The 17,721-nt window shown below is 44.9% G+C and carries 17 protein-coding genes and 1 pseudogene; 5 read left to right on the top strand and 13 right to left on the bottom strand.

Going from position 1 to position 17,721, the window contains the following annotated elements; all coding sequences use genetic code 11:
- Positions 1-330: 330 nt before the first annotated feature.
- Both DDR33_RS11690 and DDR33_RS11685 read right to left on the bottom strand, forming a co-directional pair.
- Positions 331-588: a helix-turn-helix domain-containing protein gene (locus DDR33_RS11690; RefSeq protein ID WP_109415963.1), complete on the bottom strand. Its 258-nt coding sequence runs from the start codon at positions 586-588 to the stop codon at positions 331-333.
- A 27-nt stretch (positions 589-615) separates the two neighbouring features.
- On the bottom strand, positions 616-2,061 hold the full coding sequence (locus DDR33_RS11685) for an aminotransferase-like domain-containing protein (protein ID WP_109415962.1): 1,446 nt from the start codon (positions 2,059-2,061) through the stop codon (positions 616-618).
- Positions 2,062-2,328: 267 nt separating this feature from the next.
- On the opposite strand from DDR33_RS11685, the gene DDR33_RS11680 reads away from it, so the two are divergent.
- Positions 2,329-3,504 carry a hypothetical protein gene (locus DDR33_RS11680; RefSeq protein ID WP_109415961.1) on the top strand — a complete coding sequence of 392 codons (1,176 nt, stop codon included), beginning with the start codon at positions 2,329-2,331 and terminating at the stop codon, positions 3,502-3,504.
- On the opposite strand, the gene DDR33_RS11675 is transcribed toward DDR33_RS11680, so the two are convergent.
- Positions 3,501-3,758: a hypothetical protein gene (locus DDR33_RS11675; RefSeq protein ID WP_109415960.1), complete on the bottom strand. Its 258-nt coding sequence runs from the start codon at positions 3,756-3,758 to the stop codon at positions 3,501-3,503. The genes DDR33_RS11680 and DDR33_RS11675 overlap by 4 nt on opposite strands.
- A 410-nt stretch (positions 3,759-4,168) precedes the next feature.
- Between DDR33_RS11675 and DDR33_RS11670 the strand changes: the two genes are divergently transcribed.
- Together DDR33_RS11670 and DDR33_RS11665 are read left to right on the top strand one after the other, a co-directional pair.
- A complete protein-coding gene (locus tag DDR33_RS11670; RefSeq protein WP_109415959.1) occupies positions 4,169-4,633 on the top strand; it encodes a MauE/DoxX family redox-associated membrane protein in 465 nt (154 codons plus the stop codon).
- Between the two features lie 30 nt (positions 4,634-4,663).
- A complete protein-coding gene (locus tag DDR33_RS11665) occupies positions 4,664-5,005 on the top strand; it encodes a hypothetical protein (RefSeq protein ID WP_109415958.1) in 342 nt (113 codons plus the stop codon).
- 61 nt (positions 5,006-5,066) lie between these two features.
- On the opposite strand, the gene DDR33_RS11660 is transcribed toward DDR33_RS11665, so the two are convergent.
- The 5 genes from DDR33_RS11660 to DDR33_RS25830 all read right to left on the bottom strand — a co-directional run bounded on the left by DDR33_RS11660 (position 5,067) and on the right by DDR33_RS25830 (position 11,910).
- Positions 5,067-6,596 carry a TlpA family protein disulfide reductase gene (locus DDR33_RS11660; protein ID WP_109415957.1) on the bottom strand — a complete coding sequence of 510 codons (1,530 nt, stop codon included), beginning with the start codon at positions 6,594-6,596 and terminating at the stop codon, positions 5,067-5,069.
- A gap of 19 nt (positions 6,597-6,615) precedes the next feature.
- Positions 6,616-8,001 (bottom strand): RagB/SusD family nutrient uptake outer membrane protein, encoded by a 1,386-nt coding sequence (locus DDR33_RS11655; RefSeq protein ID WP_109415956.1) that lies wholly within the window; start codon positions 7,999-8,001, stop codon positions 6,616-6,618.
- 10 nt (positions 8,002-8,011) lie between these two features.
- Complete coding sequence (locus DDR33_RS11650; protein WP_109415955.1) at positions 8,012-11,287, bottom strand: SusC/RagA family TonB-linked outer membrane protein; 3,276 nt, start codon at positions 11,285-11,287, stop codon at positions 8,012-8,014.
- A 78-nt stretch (positions 11,288-11,365) separates the two neighbouring features.
- Positions 11,366-11,596, bottom strand: a complete 231-nt coding sequence (locus DDR33_RS11645) for a hypothetical protein (protein WP_109415954.1) — start codon at positions 11,594-11,596, stop codon at positions 11,366-11,368.
- 143 nt (positions 11,597-11,739) lie between these two features.
- Positions 11,740-11,910: a hypothetical protein gene (locus DDR33_RS25830; protein ID WP_158280722.1), complete on the bottom strand. Its 171-nt coding sequence runs from the start codon at positions 11,908-11,910 to the stop codon at positions 11,740-11,742.
- 621 nt (positions 11,911-12,531) lie between these two features.
- Between DDR33_RS25830 and DDR33_RS11640 the strand changes: the two genes are divergently transcribed.
- Positions 12,532-12,768 carry a helix-turn-helix domain-containing protein gene (locus DDR33_RS11640; RefSeq protein WP_109415953.1) on the top strand — a complete coding sequence of 79 codons (237 nt, stop codon included), beginning with the start codon at positions 12,532-12,534 and terminating at the stop codon, positions 12,766-12,768.
- Between the two features lie 244 nt (positions 12,769-13,012).
- On the opposite strand, the gene DDR33_RS11635 is transcribed toward DDR33_RS11640, so the two are convergent.
- Positions 13,013-13,852 (bottom strand): hypothetical protein, encoded by an 840-nt coding sequence (locus tag DDR33_RS11635; RefSeq protein ID WP_109415952.1) that lies wholly within the window; start codon positions 13,850-13,852, stop codon positions 13,013-13,015.
- Positions 13,845-14,429 (bottom strand): hypothetical protein, encoded by a 585-nt coding sequence (locus tag DDR33_RS11630; RefSeq protein WP_109415951.1) that lies wholly within the window; start codon positions 14,427-14,429, stop codon positions 13,845-13,847. The genes DDR33_RS11635 and DDR33_RS11630 overlap by 8 nt, the downstream gene beginning before the upstream one ends.
- Before the next feature lie 274 nt (positions 14,430-14,703).
- Between DDR33_RS11630 and DDR33_RS25825 the strand changes: the two genes are divergently transcribed.
- Complete coding sequence (locus DDR33_RS25825) at positions 14,704-14,877, top strand: hypothetical protein (RefSeq protein WP_158280721.1); 174 nt, start codon at positions 14,704-14,706, stop codon at positions 14,875-14,877.
- A gap of 234 nt (positions 14,878-15,111) precedes the next feature.
- Here DDR33_RS25825 and DDR33_RS11620 read toward each other — a convergent pair whose 3' ends face one another.
- From DDR33_RS11620 to tnpA, 3 genes and pseudogenes are all read right to left on the bottom strand, one after another.
- A complete protein-coding gene (locus tag DDR33_RS11620) occupies positions 15,112-16,020 on the bottom strand; it encodes a hypothetical protein (protein ID WP_109415949.1) in 909 nt (302 codons plus the stop codon).
- Between the two features lie 82 nt (positions 16,021-16,102).
- Positions 16,103-17,376, bottom strand: a pseudogene (gene tnpC / locus DDR33_RS11615) (IS66 family transposase); the annotation flags it as partial.
- A gap of 12 nt (positions 17,377-17,388) precedes the next feature.
- On the bottom strand, positions 17,389-17,664 hold the full coding sequence (tnpA, locus tag DDR33_RS11610; protein WP_238387770.1) for an IS66 family insertion sequence element accessory protein TnpA: 276 nt from the start codon (positions 17,662-17,664) through the stop codon (positions 17,389-17,391).
- Positions 17,665-17,721 lie beyond the last annotated feature (57 nt).

The raw sequence follows: 17,721 nt of genomic DNA, 5'->3' as shown, positions 1-17,721 counted from the left end.
ATAGTTCAAACAGGATTACCAAATTGCAGTGTATAATTCAACCAGGAATAACAAATCATCGTGTATAATTAATTCAGGATTTATTCAGTAAGGTGTATAGCCATTCTAGGATAAGACAAACGGCGGGATGATTCCGGGACAGTACCGGGATCATTCCGGAAAGTCTGCGACTTTTCTGCGACTCGGCTGCGAGCCGGCTGCAACTCAAACCCGAGGCCGACACGAGCAGGACACGCGGAAGACACGCGGAAAACACGCAGCCTCCCGCCTGTTGCCCCGGAACTGTCCCGGAACCATCCTGGTAAAAAATGCTGATCAGTGAATGAAAAACTAGGATTGTTTCATCCGGAAGATATCCGACTGGCGGTAGTAATCGCGCCGGCCAATGCGATAAGCTTTCAGGGTACCGTTAATTTTGTACGTGTAGATCGTCCGGATGCTCACATTGAGGTACGAGGCGGCCTGGACATTATCGAGCCACACCTCCTCGCGGGGTGGTCTGCGGTTGTCTTTTAATTCAGTTGCAATTTCTGCGAGAAGCCTTACCGCCTGGAAAGCACTTCTTGTCAAACGTAAGATTAACTTCATGATATGGTTAAAAAAATTGAACACATGTCACAAACGGCGCTCCTTCCCCCTGCACCGGGCATAAGCCGCGCACAATCTTTCGGCCGCTGGCTTCAGGGAAGTTTTCCGGTTCACCCCCAGCAGGCTCAGCCGGAGCAGCTTTCCAGCCGTACCACTCCCCCAAAACCCGGTACCGATCACAATATCCCATTTCTTCAGGATTTCTTCCATCTGCACCATGTCGGTATCTTTCGGAAAACGGAGGAATATGGCCGGTCCGAAGCCCGGATACATAACCAGCACTTCCTGCCTGAACCAGGGCTCAAGGTACTTCACCAGTTCCTCCCCGCAAAAAACGATCTCATTTACCCTGCTGAAAGATGTGCCGCTCACAGAGAACCCCTTTAAAATACCATCCACCGACCTGAGATACGAGTCGTCGCACATACTGTTGGAATAGCTGAGATTGCGGAGCGACCGGACCACATTCACCGGCCCGCAGACATACTTCAGGTCATACAGGGCATAGTCCATCTTACTCACGCAGCTCACCAGGATCGAGTTCTTCTGGTCAACAGCAAACAATGGTAAGGGCCGTCCCTGCAGAAATTCATGATCATAATCCACCTCGATCACCGGAAAACGATATTTATCTGCTAAATCCAGCAGCGCAAGGCGGTCATCCATCGACATCTCAGAGCCGGTATAATAGTCTAACCGGGGCTCCACTACCACTGCCGCAACATCATCAAACCGCCCCCTTTTGTGCAGGCGCATGGTAAAAGCCGAATTATCTGCATTTTCAAGCTTTTCTACCTTAAAAGGCGAATTCATGCAAGCCCGATACACAGAAGGGGCAATGGTATGAGGGATCACCAGCCTCTTCTTCTCACCCGTATGAAGCACTGAAAAAAGACTGGTTAAGGCTGTATTTGCTCCCCTGATCACCGAACACTGCCTCTGTTTTATGCTCACTCCACTAAACCTGGCCAGGTTTTCAGCAATCCGGGAAACGACCTTTGCTTCCTGTGCGGCATAGTTTCCCGGAAAAGAGTTGGTGTAAGCCGTGCGGCATTTCGACTTCTTTTTTGCTTCCAGCGAGGGGTCGGGATATGGAACGTCCAGGTCGAAACGGATGATCTTATTTCTTATCTGGCAGGACGGCAGAACATCCAGCGGCTCTACCATGCGCACGGGATAAGACGCTTCTTCCGTTAGTCCCCTTATCTCCTTGCCGGTTTCTATTTGTCTGACATATATCCGTTTCCGTTGATCGGCAGCCACATATCCAGCCGATTGCAATTGCTTGCCTGCCTTTACAATCAAGGTATAGCTCAGGCCTGTAAGCTTCTGCTGCCTCCTGTAGGCAGGCAACTGCTGACCGGGTGTAAGTTGTTTGTTCTTAATCGCCGTGATGATCTTGTTAACCAGTTGCTTCGTCTTTGAAATCCCCTTTTCAAACTCAAAAACAAAATATTGTTCAGGATCGTTCATTTCTTCATTTTGATAAGCGTTTCATCTTTCGGCAGAAAGCGGTTCAATAAACCTTAAAAAAACCGGTGGATGACACTATTCATTTATATTTTCTTCGGATGAAGTTCTTTTCTAGTCAATATTACGACTTGAATTAAAAAAGTATTACTGGTATACTATAAATTCAGGGTCTGGTATGTTTTTTTAGCGGGCCGGCCTGCTTAAATTGCCTGTAGATCATCCACAGATTAAAACCTTTTTTAAGACATAGATTTAACAAAAGAGGATATGCTCAATGAATCAGCTAAACTGACATCGCTTGTTGGCCAGCTTAACGCCCTGAATTCCGGAGACTTGCAGCAACTTACCGGTCTCACGGAAGCTATCACTGCCGAGTGCATACGTCTGAAGGCCGCCGTTTACCAGATTTTCAAGTCAGAACCCAATGAGTCAATAGCGGCATGGGATATCAATAACTTTCATGCAGAGCTTATCAGGCTCAGCAATCTTGTTACTGAAAAGCTTCAGTGGCGGGATGATCACGACATCGTGGAGGTGATGTCACCAGTCGGTGACATCCACCCTCTTGCCTATGCCCTGTATTGCCTTACCGATATGGTCAACTTCAGCGAAAACTGTTTCCGGGGCTTCGTCGGCAGCTGGCAGGCTGTTCCGCACTTTTGCGTGATAAAAATGAGGGCGTTGCTGCGAAGCACGTGGCCTGCCATCGAGCAGGGCCTCCGGAAAAAGAGAATTAGCTTCTGGATGATCCGTGAAATTAGCAGCGGGTTGAACGCCCTGGTGAAGAGGACTTACCCCGCTATCACCTACCGCGACCACGATTATCTCCAGGTGTTCCTTTCGGAACTCGCCCGTCTGGCATCTGATCCGCGTAAAAAGAATTGGGAGCAACGTCTGCTTTATTTTCTGAATCATTATAATTTCAACCACATGGGATTCTTCAATCACTGGACGGCCTCTTTCCGGAAAAGACTGGAAGCGCCGGTTGAGGTGGAAGATAAGATCAGGCTGATTGACAACACGAAACACCTGTTTAGCCATACTAGCGGATTGAAACACCTGGCTTTCGATCCGGGATCAGATACCCTGAATGCCCATATCCTTTTGTTCCTGGATGAACAGCGGATACTGATCTCCGGCAGAAGCACCAGCTCTCCCCGACCGGCTAAACTAAAGATGCGGTTGTCCGCTGACGAACTTAGCCTGGAGTTTCATTATAGATACCGTCAGAACTTGTTTAATTACCAGACCAGAAAAGAGGCGGCTCATGACTTTGCCGCCGTTCACAGCAGCAGCCAAACGGAAGAAATCAGTGCTCACACCATCGGGCGACTGGACAAAAAAAGGCTTTTCTCCTCTGCGGTCAAATATCATCGCATCCTGCTTGCCATAGACAAACAAATAAGGAAGGATTTTGATATTGAGGAGAAGGGATCAGATTAATTTTTCCTATCCACTCTATGGCTAATCCTGACATTCGAAACACCCTTTCTGATATCTTCCAGGGATCTTGGATTATTAGCCCAAATACCGAATAAACCCTCAGGATCGATCCTTTTATCCCCCTTCTTTACCGGAACAGCACTAAAGCTATCTTCAGTGGAAATGACTTTTATAGAATTTATATCAAGTGATTTAAGTAAAGCAGTTAACTTTTCAAAATCATTTTTGCTGTCTACTTCGATAGTTACTTTCATATTGCTTAAAACAAGAGCTATTAGCAAATCTACAGAATAACCCATAATATATCGAAATACCCTTCTTCGTTACGAGGCTTAAAATATTTTTAAAGAAGTGGGGGTCGAAAAACGGTATCCCCGCAAAGCCGTTCGCAGCACGGCACGCCACTTTTCATTTTATTTTGCATCTCATTACCACTTTTCAGGTCCCTTTTTCACTGCTTTTCGCACTTTTCGCAACCCGTCCGCCCCGGCAGTTTTTGACTTTCTTTTGTGTAAAACAAAAGACATATACTATGAAACGCAAAAACACCCGCGAGCGCAGATTCGCAGTATTCTGACTCCAAGTAAAGAAATGTCCTGCAGAGCAGGAACCCAGTTGCGACAGCAGTCAAATCAAGTTCAGTGTAAAAGAAAGTCATACGATCATGTATCACGTACTCATCAATAAAACAAACATATTCAACAACAGGATCAGAGCCCTCTTTACAGGCAAAGTAAAGGACTATACCGTGTTCGTCATCTGTATGCTCTGCCTTGTCCTTTTCGTCATTTCAGCATACGATAAGATTGCTGATCACGAAACGTTCGAAAAAGGGCTGGCAAGAGTTGCTTTCATCGGAAGATATGCCCCGCTGATAGCCTGGACAGTACCCATACTGGAAGCAGGGATTGCTGTATTGCTGATGATACCTCCGGCCAGCAGGCTGGGACTTTATGGGTTTACGGGACTAATGATCGTCTTTACACTGTATATTTTGAGCATGCTGCTGTGGGCAGAACACCTTCCCTGCAACTGCAACCTGCTTCCTCACAAAGATGAGCTGGGGCGGACATTTCCTTTTCAACCTGGGCTTTACAGGGTTGGCCCTGTTTGGCCTGAAGATCAGTAAAAAACATCCATTAATTTAAAGAGAAACATCATGAACAATTTCAGTAAATTTTTATTGGGCCTGTTCCTTGCTGCCTTAACGGTGGGAGGCAGTGCTTTCAGGTATGCAGAAAATGCAAAAGCAGCAAGAGCTGCGGGAGATATTTATGGAAATAAGCCGGATGATAATAGTTATCAGCGTCTTACTGAAGGATACAATCCGGATCTATGCGAAGGAGAAAGCCCGAACCCATGCCGCTATACAGTGACAACCGAGGGTGCAAGCCACGTGACCGCAGCCTCCTACACGGTATCTGAGCTGGAAGCATTTGCCAACATGTCGACCCCATGGGTCATCCGGTCTACCGAAAGAGGACAATATTTCGGCAATTAATACAGAACCCATTACAACAAAAAGAGGTTATCAGCCCGATAACCTCTTTTTGTTGAGCCCTTTATTGCAGCCCTTTTTGCATCAGTTGGATGAATTCCCTGGTCGTTCCTGTACTCGTATCCGGACCGCTTGGCCACGGAGGATTAGCCGAAAAAACCTTCCCGTCTTTTACTATGAACATCTTCGGATAAGCGCCGATCTGCAGCGACTTAATAACCGGGTGGTTTTTCCCTGCCCCACCGGTGTAAAGATTAACTGCTTCCGGCTCGGTGTATTCATGTGTCTGAACACTTCTTTTCCATTGCTCTCTGTCTTTATCAATACTAATGGAAACAAAGCGAACACCCGGATGATCTTTATACGTTTGCCATACTCCTGCCATTGCACGTTTCAAATTCGCACATCCGGGACAGCCCGTATACCAAAAGTCGACGATCAGCAACTTCTCTGACAAATCTGAAAGCCTGACGAGCTTGCCCTGCGTGTCCTCCAGTTCAAATGGAAAAAAATCAGCTCCCACTCTTAACTGCTCTGATATATTTATCAGGACCAATCTGTACCGATCCTGGCCAGCCAGAGATAGGCCTTCTTCCAGAAAGCTGGTAATGGAGGGCCGGGTTTTCCAGTACAAAAAGAACGACGCAAGTAATTTATCTCTGATCACCCCTGAGTAACCACTCTTAATCCTGTTATAAACTGCTGCAATATGCCGGGGTTCAGCGTTCGCCTCCAGTTGCATGCCGTCGAATAAGCGGGTTAGAGTCAGTTCCCGTTCAAAAAGAAAATCTGTATATAAGGGGGCGGCGGCGAGGATACTTTGCGGCAAAACGGGACCTTTAAAGTTGCGGATATCATTATATAGCTCACTGGCAAGGAAAGCACTGTATTCTTCCACACTACCCGTCATCCTGACGCCTGCCAGAAAGCTGTTGTATGCCAGGCCATAAATATTGGCGGTCAGGATGTCCGCCATTTCCCGGCCAATCCTGCTTCTGTAACGATTAATGACCGCCTTTTGCACCTTAATAGCCGAATCAATGCCTTTCTTTTGTTTACTATAGATCGCACTAAACTGACCTGCATTGAACAGGGTGGTACGATCTTTAAGAATGAATTTTGCCTGGTGCAGGTCAGTCTGACAATTTAACCTCGCTGATCCCTTTCCCGTAAAACGGATATCATTTTTCGAAAGAACACATCTCAGGTCGTCCCCGTTCTCCAAGATGTACACGTTATTATTGTCATTTACCCATTTCCGGCCCAACAGATTGTCTTCATACCTGAGGATCATGTACATCCTCCTGGCTAAAAGCGGGATCATCATCGTAAAAGGCTCATTGAAACCCACCTTCAGCTCAATCATTTTACTTTTAAAGTTCGCACTGCCCGACAATATCATGCCATTGAAGGGACATTCAGAAACAATAGCATAAAGCCGGGTTTTCCCGCCGGGCATCTGCTGAATTTCAGGATCGGCAACCCTGCCCTTTAGAGAAATAAAAGGAGTTGCCGCCGATGCATGTGTTACGAAGAACGCGAATGCGGGAAGTACTGTGAGTAATATGCGGTTGATTCTCTTTATACTGATCATAAGATTTTTGATTGATGCGTTAACGCGGGTTCTGAGGGATCCCGCTCCTGGTTATTTCATGGTCCGGGATTGGAAATACGTAGCGGGGATCATTGGGCGGCAGGGTATATCGGGTCCCGTTTAGCTCACGAGTGAGGGTGATGTTGGCGCCCTCCTTATTCAGCCGCTTAAGGTCGGTCCAGCGGAGGCCCCGCCATATCAGCTCTTTTCTACGCTCTTCGAGTATCCGCGCGAGCAATACATCTTCGTTTGCAGTATCAAACGGAACAAAGCTGCTCTTTTTGTACCGTTTGACCAGCAAAGCATTTAGAAAAGAAAGCGATTCAGACAGGTCATGACGACGCACTGCACACTCGGCCTTAATGAGGTATACTTCGCCGGTGGCAAGCCCGGTAAAAGAATACAACGAAGTTGATCCGTTGTACATCATTTTCATCGTATAAGCGCCGCTGTTTTGTCTCCGGAAATAAATCAGGGGACGCAGATCGTCTGCATGGTAAAGCTGCCGCAACGCGGGGCTGATGGTATAATACCTGTTGCCTGGACTCAGATTAATACTGGTGTAGTCGGTAGTAGTCGTTTTCCTGAAGATCAGCTCGTCATTTGTAATGGCAAACGGAGTGGTGCTGGTCTGGCTTACGGTATTGTAGTCAATCAGTTTATTGTAGAGAGACAATGAGCTGTCGGCCTGTAATTCCGCCAGATCATATTTCCGCATACTGAGGTAAACCCGGGCCATCAGCGCATACGAGGCCGTCTTTGAAGGCCTGTTCCGGTTGTTAGCTGATGGAGCAGCGCTTAGTAAAGCGGCCGATTGCTGCAAATCAGAAAGTATCAGGTCGTAAGTACGACGTACTGACGCCCGCGGCTGGATATCCTCAATAGAGGGATTCGTTTTGAGAGGTACACCCGGATCATTATCTGCTGATGCTTCGTCAAATGCTTGTGCAAAATTGCTCACAAGATCATAATAAGCGAAGGCGCGGTGGAACAAAGCCCAGCCTTTAAGGAAGTTAAAGTGATCGCGTTCGTTCTGGGAGGGCGTCATCTTTGCAAGTCCCGCAAGTACGCTGTTCGCGTAAAAGATACATTCATAGGGCGTACTCCAGTCACCCGCGTCTATTTCTCCTCCAAAAATGTCACGGTTCCATATATATGCGTTCCGCTCGGCCGCCCTTCTTGCACTCTGATAAATCTCATAGCTAAGGAATTCGTATTCATCGGCAGAGAGAGTGGGCAATGCCGAGCTTCCCAGGATGTTTGTATTCTCCAGCAGACCCTCGAAATCATCAAGAGTTTCCGGTTGTATAATATTTGTATCCGGCTTAACGTCCAAAAAATCATTACGGCAACCTGAGGCCGCAAGCAACGCAAATACAGAGAGAAAGGTGAATATTCTATTCATAAGATTATCATTAAAAACCAGCTTTTAAACCAAATGCGACCGACAGCGGTGCCGGGTATCCCACACTTACGTCGGGGTCAAGCCCTCTCCTGTTCGCCTTCCAGAGGATTCCCAGGTTCGTGGCATAGCAATAAATATCAAGGGATTTATTGACGGTGTACGATGCCCTGATGTCCTGCAGGCGTATCTGATTGCCTTTTTCGACCAGTACTGAAGAGTACTGATAAAACTCATCGCGGTTACCCGTCGCAGGATATATCCATGCCGGCACATCGGTGAGCAGTTCGTCACCCGGTTTTTGCCACCGTTTATCAAAATCGGGCTGCATATAAGCCCCGGCGTTCAATGCCCCGTACCTGACCGAACTCCTCCGGAAGTAATAACCGTATTTATAGGTGAGAGCAAAGGAAAGCTCTGCCTTTTTATAGGAAAAGGTGTTACGCAAACTACCATATAAGGTAGGGACCGCCGAGCCATAAAAGTTTAGTTGATTATAATCCATCGAGTTACGGATCTGCAGATAGTCGGTACTGATTTCCCCGTTCAACTCTCCCCTGGGCTCCCCTGTTGCATCCAGGCCACGCCACCTGTAAGCAAATACCGATCTTACGGGATATCCTGCGATCGGAGTGATTGGGGTGGTAAGGATCGAAGCATTCGTCAGAGGATCCAGCTTGTACTCCTTTACCCGGTCTTTCGCAATATTGAGAATTCCCGTTGTTGTCCAGCGGAATGCGCCGTTGGTATTCAGGCTGTTCAGTTGCAGATCAAATCCCCTGGTCATGGAATTTGCCGTATTTCCGGTATACGAAACCCTTCCGGTCTGCGGTGCAACCGGGCTGCTGCCGATCAGGTCTATCCCCTTCTTGGAAAAATATTCCACGCTTCCCGACAAGCGCCGGGCCTGGGTTGCAAATTCAAGCGCAAAATTGATATTCCTCACCCGTTCCCACCGGAGATCGTCATTCGGCGGATTGGTAACGGAATAGTAATTACGGTTGAACGTATTCAGCCCGGCAGGCTCAGCCGTAAGATATGCCGACAGACTACGGTCTACATTACCGTTGTATCCATAGGTCGCTCTGAGCTGTAAAAAAGAAAAGAGGTCGGAACTGAGTATGGCCGACTTATGAGCATTCCATGCAAATCCTGCCGACCACAACGGAACTCCCTTCTGGTTAGCCTTTACGCCGAACAGATTCGATTCGTCCTTACGATAACTTCCAGACACGATGTACCTCTCATCATAGGTGTATGAAGCGTTAATATAGTATGAAATATAACGGTCTACCGTGCCGCTTTCCGATGTCCGGCTGGAGATCCTGGAAGTTATGCCCGCGTTATAATAGTAGGGAAACTGGGTAATGGCATCCACCACCTGGCTGGTTGCGGTAGAAGGCTTGTAGGCATACAGCGTGTATGAGTTATAAGCTGTTTTGTCCTCCCTGAGTTCATAGCCAGCCAGGGCCGATACCTCATGCTTACCGGCGATCAGCTTCCTGAAGTCGGCCTGCACCCTGCCGTAGTTCCCCTGGTTTGAAGAAAACGACGGAGTATAAATATCGCCCGTTTCTATCGGCCTGATCACTTCTCCGGTAGCAGCATTGATCCGTGAAAACTTGTTGATCATGTCGCGGGTGTAAAAGGAATTAGCTCCGTAAGACACTTCTCCCCGCAAATTCGAGCTAAAGTATTGGTAACTGGCAGAAGCAGTGAGCGACGGCAGGATCTTGTAAGCCGCTCCAAGGAGGATCCGGTAGTCGTTGGTCTTCGGATTCGACCATGAACTGCCGTTTCGCAATTCCTCCAGAGGACGAAACTTCCAGTCGAGCAGTTTCCCGTTTCCGGCGGTGTCCGTGTACGCTGAGCGGTAATATCCGTTCATGAGAACCGGAAGGGCATTTCCATGCTCGTCAGCGATCTGCTCGTATGGCAAAAACGGGGAATAACCCGCGGCGTTGGTGTTCTTCATTTCACTGCGGGTGTAGGTAATATCCGGAGAAAGAGTAAGTTTCCCGGCGAGAAAAGAATACGAATTGCTTGCCTTCAGGGTGATCCTCGAACTGGAGGCGGCTACCTCATTGGGCAGGTCTTTGTCGTATCCGGCAGAGAAGAAATACGTTTGGGCGGGGCCGCCTCCCCTGATGTTGAAATGATACTGCTGGCGTGTGCTGTTCCGGTAGTAATATTTATCCAGCTGGTCGCGCATGTCGAGGCTGCGCAGTGCATCGATTTCCGCGTTTGCCTGTGCGGCAAAGTCGGGCTGAAGCTTTGCTTTCTGCAGGAGTTCAACCACCGGCGATATCACCATGTAATCTGTATTGAGCGCTGTTGTATACGCTCCTTTTTCATAAAGCGCTTTTTCCAGGTCGATAAACTCGCCGGATGACAACTGCGGCTGGTAATACAGGTCTGGCTTAGCACCTACAGTGAGGTTGCTGTTCAGCTCCACTTTCGTTTTCTCATTCGCTCTCCCCTTCTTTGTGGTGATCACCAGCACCCCGTTTCCGGCACGGACACCCCAGATGGAAGCTGCGGCGGCGTCTTTTAAAAGAGTGACGGTTTCGACGTCGTTGGGGTTGATGGTATTGATATCCCCTTCGAAGGGAAAGTTATCGATCACAACCAGAGGAGCGGTATTGGCAAAGATGGTGCTGCGTCCGCGGATGTTGAAGCCTACCGTTTTGTCGACCAGCAAGCCATTGGTTACTCCGTTGAGGCGGCTGATCAGGTCGGGAGATACAGCCCGGTTCAGTGTCTTGTTATCAATAAAAGTAAAACTTCCTGTTGCCCTTTCTTTGGGGAGCTGCTGGTAGCCGGTGCTCACGACCTGCACTTCGCTGAGCTGGGTATTATCGGGATTGAGCGAAACGGGAAGGAAGGTCTGCCCTGGCTTCAAGCTGGTTTCGAGGGTTTGATAGCCGATGAAGGAAATGACCAGGACGGCACCGGGGGGAATGTTCTGAAAGGAGAAAACGCCGTCTTTGCCGGAGGAGGTGGCCAGTGCGGTGCCTTTCACTTTAATGAGTGCTCCGGGGAGGGCTTCGCCTTTTTCGTCGGTGACTTTTCCTTTGATGGAATGGCCAGTTTGCGCGTAGGTGCTGACGATGGCCATCAGGGAGAAGAGGATGATCATCAGGATGTAAAAACAGAGCAGGTACTGACCGAGAAGTTTTTCGGACGCTGGTTGTTGTATCGGGGCGGGAGTTTCCGCCGAAGGGTTATGATGTTTCTTTTTTTGCTTAAAACAGGACAAAAGAATCCCCTGTACTCGGATTTTGAGCATTTTTGATTAATGATTAAAGGGTTAAGAAAAGACTATGGAGGCCGGGCGGCCTTGTGTATTAAGAGGAAAACGCAGGGATTATCCTGCCGGGCCTCCTTCGTTCTTTTGGGATTCTTCAGCTGCGTTGCTGTGTTTGTAAATGTCTGACAAAAGGCCGTCGAGGGCTTCATAAAAAGAGATGAGGTTGCTGCGTTCTTTGCGGGAGAAGGAGCCGAATTCGCCGGTCACGACGGATCTCATTATTCTCCACAAATACTCTCTGCTATACTCCTCGTCGTAGTTTATCATAAATTCGGAAAACGGTGACATCAGATGTAAACCTCCTTTCCGGCTATTGCGATCAGAGAAAAAGGGTTGTTTCTTGCTTTCATTTTTAATGAGTTAAGGAGAAGTGAAGTTGAGTCAGGATCATCTGTCGAACTTTGATGGATATTCCTCGTGAACACCATCGATCATTTGACCGGGCGTTTCAATAAAAGAAGCAGATTCTCCCGTTCGATAGGCAACAAATCACCTAAGTTTCCGACTACGGCTGACTTCAGCAATGTCCATAACAATTGTTTGCTTTCCTCCTGGGAATGCGAATTAACGAACTGAAAGATCTGCTCCTGAGATTTCTTCATGTAATTACAGATGAATGAAATGATAAAAGATATTGAGGTGAGTTAGAGAGGTTTCAGATGGGATTTTTAGGTTTCCTAGCAAACAGTAAGAGAAATCGATAGAAAACGAGACCTCGCAAATAATCTTGCCTTTCTGATAATAGTGAAGATAAGTGCAACTTGCAACGAATTTTACCCGATGCTACCAGCCAAGAAGGTAAAGTACGAAAGGAAGTAACAGTCCCTTTACCTTTTTTAGTTATGTATACCTGGAGCTTAAATTCTTTTTGCTTGAACTGTTTTTTCATCAACTCGTTTTCTTAACGAGCCGTGCCACAAGATACAGGAATTACTAAAGTGTGGGACCTGCATCCCGTAGCTCCATAGATTCTCAGGTCTTACGTTTCCACGGGTGTATAGCAGAGCCCCACACCTTCAGTATTTGCAAATATACGCTTTCCCGAAAGTATTGGGGCATTTTACTGCTTCTTGCAGAAACGACCTGAGAGTGGAGCTGCAAGACTCTTTTTAATGCCTATATTATATCTCTATTTGTTTCTATTACATAACTCAAAGATAGCAAATTAGGCATAGTAAACAAATTTGTTGACCAGTATTTTTATTAATTCCGGAGTTTGCGCAATGAACTTGTCTCAAAAAAGCTTCAGAACGAAACTTGGAAAACGAATACAGCAATTAAGGGAAGATAAGAATCTTGAGCAGGGAGAATTAGCAGCTATCATAGGGAAAGATAAACAATTTATAAATCGGTACGAACGGCAAGGAGCTAATCCGACAGCTTACATTTTAGTTCAAATTGCAGAGGCATTGAATGCTTCAGTTGATCAGTTGCTAGATTTCTCAAATCTAGAAGAATAGTTTGTCTCATTTCTAACCGTTTGGTGTATTGTCACCTTACTTAATCCATTAAATGAGAATCTGTCTCGCCCGGAAAAGGAGAGCAGCCTGCAAATTTCATGTGAAGTTTTGCAGAATTTAAAATACGATTGAAGAGCACATCTTAAAATTTAACTTGAGGAAATATAACAACGAAGTGACATATTATATTTCAATATCATCTCGAAAAAATATGATGCAAGCCAATGTCTAAAAAAGTATTTAGTTAGTCTTGATCCAGTGCATAATTTTTCATTATTTTGATATATTTTTTCAGGAATAGTGTTAGCTCATCCTGATATTCTTTTGGAATCGTGCTGGCGTTGTGGGCTACAGCGTTTCGTATTTTAGATAGCGAATTTAAATGTGCCAACACTTCGTCGGTCTCTTTTCGATCATCAAATATATTAGGATACTGTTTTAAGAACTTACCGTAATCGTCCCACATGCAATAGTATAAAATAGTATCCCCTCTTTTTGGCAGCATCTCTGACAGATGGATTTCAGACCGAATTCTTTCAGCTTTAACCAAATCAATATCAGAACACACGGTTTTTTCCCAATCCTGACCAAGAATTGAACTCAATCGAATGGTCAAAAATTTTCTAATGCTATTTTCCAGATGATATAGCAAGAAATAAATTTTCGAAAAAAACTCAGCATTTCTCTTGATTTTTGCATTTAAAAATGGAATATCGCTAGGTTTCAATTCAAAGTGGCCAGCATTAACACTGTAGTTAATAAATGGCACTTCTTGCGCAATTATATTTGTCTTTAATTCAACGTTATAATTTCCCTCAATATGAAAACCTGTCTTAGTTTTTATAAATTTAACTTTTCTTCTTTTTGGCGTTGCTTTATTTGAATGACTTATTAAATATCGTCGGATATTTGATAATGGCACAAGTTTAAGTTGCTGAAATGCCAAAACAATATCTTTATGGTTGAAGTCAGCTTTCTTTTCTACTTCCAAAAAAAACAGTGCGAAGTAGTCTACTTTTTCTGAGGTTTTAAGATTAGTGAAATCCTTTACACTGTCTACAAAACTTTGCAAGTCATCAAGCATTATTTTCGTTTTGTGTTTGTTTTGACTTACGCTTTGTTTGCTTTACTTCTTTGGAGGTAGACCTGCCCGCTAAAATTTCCCTTGCATAGTTTATACCCTCCGGTTTCAGTATAAAATTTTCTCCACTTGTTTTGATCCAATCTTTTTTTATACAAGCCGCTATGTTATTATTCAAATTTCCACTTGTGCTTTTATTCAATCGATTATTTTCACGGTACTTTTCTAATATTTCATCACGAGTAAACGTGTCAGTTCCAAATTTTGATGAATAAAACGAATAACACAAGATCCACTCATTTTCATTCTTTGGATAGTTTTTAATCATCAAGTCTCTAAGACTTGGATATTCAGATGGGTCTGAGGCATTTTCGTTACTATAAGCCGCGTTTGCCCCATTTTGTATTAATGTTATATCGCCATTGGTAGGTGCACTTCTGTTGCCAGTATAATTTTGGGGTTGCGATGCGATGCCAAACCTTTCTATTAAATATTTTATAACTCTAAATTTCGCGTCTTCATCAAGATCCTTTACTAACTCTGTGCACTTTGCAATTGCTTCAATTTCCTTGTCAAACATGTTTTTACCTAAATCTGGATTAATAAAGGTACGACATTTGCCAACACACTACAAGCGAATTTACTCACACAACCAGTTGATTGTTGATAACTTAAGCTTCGCTGTTACAAAAGAACCGGATCCTTTGGATACTAGAGATATAATTCTTCTTCATAACCCCATTCAAAAGGGCTTCATAAATCAGTTTATATCGCGGCTATCTTCTTTGCGACTTGATTTGTCGCTTTTATTCAACAAATTAAAATGTATCTTAATGTTTAAATTTTTATGATTGATGAAAAAGAATAAGACTTCTGATAATAAAAAGACGGAACCACCAAAAATGGTGTCTGCAAGACCAATTTTCGATAAATCAGGTATTGACTCTGAACAAGCTAGAAAATATACGAGGGATTTTCTCCTGGAAATGGAGAAAATAAAAGATGAAAATAAACTTAAGAAATTCTAAAGAAGGACAATTTGACACCTGAGGAAATCTACATTTTGACAGTTAATTATTCTAGCTTTAAACTGTTCCTTTTTTGTGGGAGGTTACATATTCAAAAAGTTCAGCTCCCTGGAAATAAGATATTAAAGATGGATCTCAATAAAAAAGCAGATTCCGGGCTGGGTATCAGACTAAAGCTGAAATATAAAGATCTGCTGTAAGTTGATGTACTTCTATATGGGATTTAGCAGCGAATTACCTGTCAACATAATTATATTTAGGGACTTTAACCTGTTCTGATTCGACGAAAGATTTGGGAATAGAAAGAACGTATTGATTTGGCGTTAAGAAATAAATCCGATCCGAATTTTGATAGACGGATTGCATGGTTACCGAATTGTCTTTTTCTATATACGGCTTAAGCTGTGTTCTTTTTAGTTTGTCAACAGCAGTCATATCCAGGAAGTAGACAATTTTGTCACGCTTTTCGCCCCCATACTGAGCAGGAATATGACCAATTAAATTTGCGCCAACTGTTGATGCAAGAGCCAGCAGGGTAGTAACGACTATCGCTATTCGGCTTGCCTGATAGGTTGTGCCTTCTTTATTAAATATGCGAAGACCTATACAAGTTAGGAAAGCCATAAATACGACAAGATAAAACCAGGTTTTTGGTGAGACAACCCCACTGATGCCTATAGTAACATAGATAAAAAAAGACGAGATCATGAATGCACCTTTTAAGTACATGCGAACCGTTGATTTCATTGGTACTTTATTAATTATGGCAGCAACTGCCAGTATGCCTAAAACCACTATAGTCGAATTATCCATTGCCGTTTTTAGTAGCAAGGCCCCTAATGACAATGCATAGAGCAAAGAATAACCAAAAGCATCATGAAGGTTATCAATTAGTTCGGGGTAGGTAGACTGATTGACGTTCCTGTAATCTCCGAATTTAAATGTTGCAAAGCAGACTAATATTATGGGCGCTATGATTACAAGATACAAAATACCTAAACTCAAAATCCGTTCATCCAGGGCTACGTTTTCAGTTATTCCAAAATTGTTTAGATATGCATTCAGCATTACATATCCAAACAAGTACACGAATACAGCCACCAGCGGCAATAACCCAGCGTATTTCGCTAATTTTTCATACATATTATTGTACCTCCCCTTGTTGGTTGAACAATAATAATTAATTAAGTGGATAATAAGGTATCCGCCCGACCAACCCTGTCTTTTAGGACTCGATTAGTTTCTTATAATTCTGCGGATAGAGGTCTCGAATGTTCTTATGGTTAATCGTCATCATATTTTGCAGGGCGTGTTTCAACCACTGCAGCGGATTCACCTCATGCTTTTTGCAAATAGCAAAAAAGGAATAGATCATCCCTGCTCTGGCAGCTGCATCATGGCTTCCTGCAAAGAGGTAGATCTTGCGACCCAGAGAGATGGGCCTCAGTGCATTCTCGATTTGGTTATTGTCAATTAACAAGCTTCCGTCCTGCAGATAGGCGCTTAACTTATCCCAGCGCTCCATGGCATAGCGCATGGCTTTACCGATCTGACTTTTGGGCAAGGTGTTCTTTACCTCATGAAAGATCCATTTTCCCAGTTCATTGATCACCGGAAGAGATTCTTCCAGGCGAAGCGCTTTGATCTGCTGGGCACAGAGTCCTTCCTCTTTTGCCTTTCGCTCTACTGCATACAGTTGTTGGATGAGATGGAGGGCTTTAGTTGCCCTGGTTTTATCATTATCCCGTGCCCGTTCAAACTCCCTTCAGGCATGGGCCCAGCAGGCTACCGGTGTTACCTCGGCTCGCTGACCTATCTTTTCGTATACGCCGTACCCGTCACTCTGGAGGTATCCTTTAAAGCTTTTAAGCATCTCCGTAGTGGCTGCCGCACCCCGGGTAGGCTGATAGCCCATCATTACCAACCCATCTAAAGGACTATGGTAGACCCAATACCAGCCCATATGGGCAGCACCTTTCTTATCGCTTTCCAATACTTGATGCTGGTCTCATCGACCTGTAAATACCCTTTTTGATATCAAACCTGAGTTGCTGGTAGAGTGGTTCCAGTCTTTCCAGTGCCTGTTTGACCCAGCCTTCAATGGTAGAGGAGGCTATGGGGATGCTCTCCCGGGCAAAGCGCTGCTTTTGCCGGGAGAGCGGCAAATGATCCATGTATTTATCAGTAAGGATCATGGCCAGCAGCCCTGCTCCCGGAATGCCTTTATCGATCCCCGTTCGGGAAGCTCTCCGGTTTTTACTCCTTCTTCGTTTTTAGCGGTATACTTATAACGGATGTAGCGGCGGATAAAGAAGCGGGCAGGCTCACATTCCAGTTCTTCGGTTACTTCTTTACCGATGCAGACCATATCCGTTAGATCCCCCTCTGGGTGGATCTCAATTTCTCTACCGGTAAGTGTGCAGGAAGGGCAGCACGGCCTTTATGTGAAGACTACTTTTTACGGGTATAGGTGATCTGTTCTTTGATTTCTTCCTGTTGACAGGCTGAACATTAATACAAATGGATGAGCTGAGAAAGGACTTTCAGATCTAAGGCTGGTACTTTGACGCGCACTCCGTTAGGGTAACTAACTTCTATTAACTCTACCGATCCGGCAGGGGGAGCCAGCGGTATAAATCCTTTCTTCTTTTCTGATTCTTTGCTTCGGGATACCCAGTAGGCAAACGTCCCTACTTTCATTCCCAACTCCTTGCAGAACTCTTTTTGTGATAATCCACTTTGACGCCAGCGCTCAACCTCTGACCTCATTCTTTCTCTTTGATCCATTCCTTTTATCTTTATCGTGCGGACAAAGTAAGACTATTAAGAATTGAAGGTCAAGAT

The sequence above is a fragment of the Pararcticibacter amylolyticus genome (assembly GCF_003130405.1).
In the GTDB taxonomy this organism is placed as follows: domain Bacteria; phylum Bacteroidota; class Bacteroidia; order Sphingobacteriales; family Sphingobacteriaceae; genus Arcticibacter; species Arcticibacter amylolyticus.
This window is presented reverse-complemented; position numbering and strand designations above follow the sequence as displayed.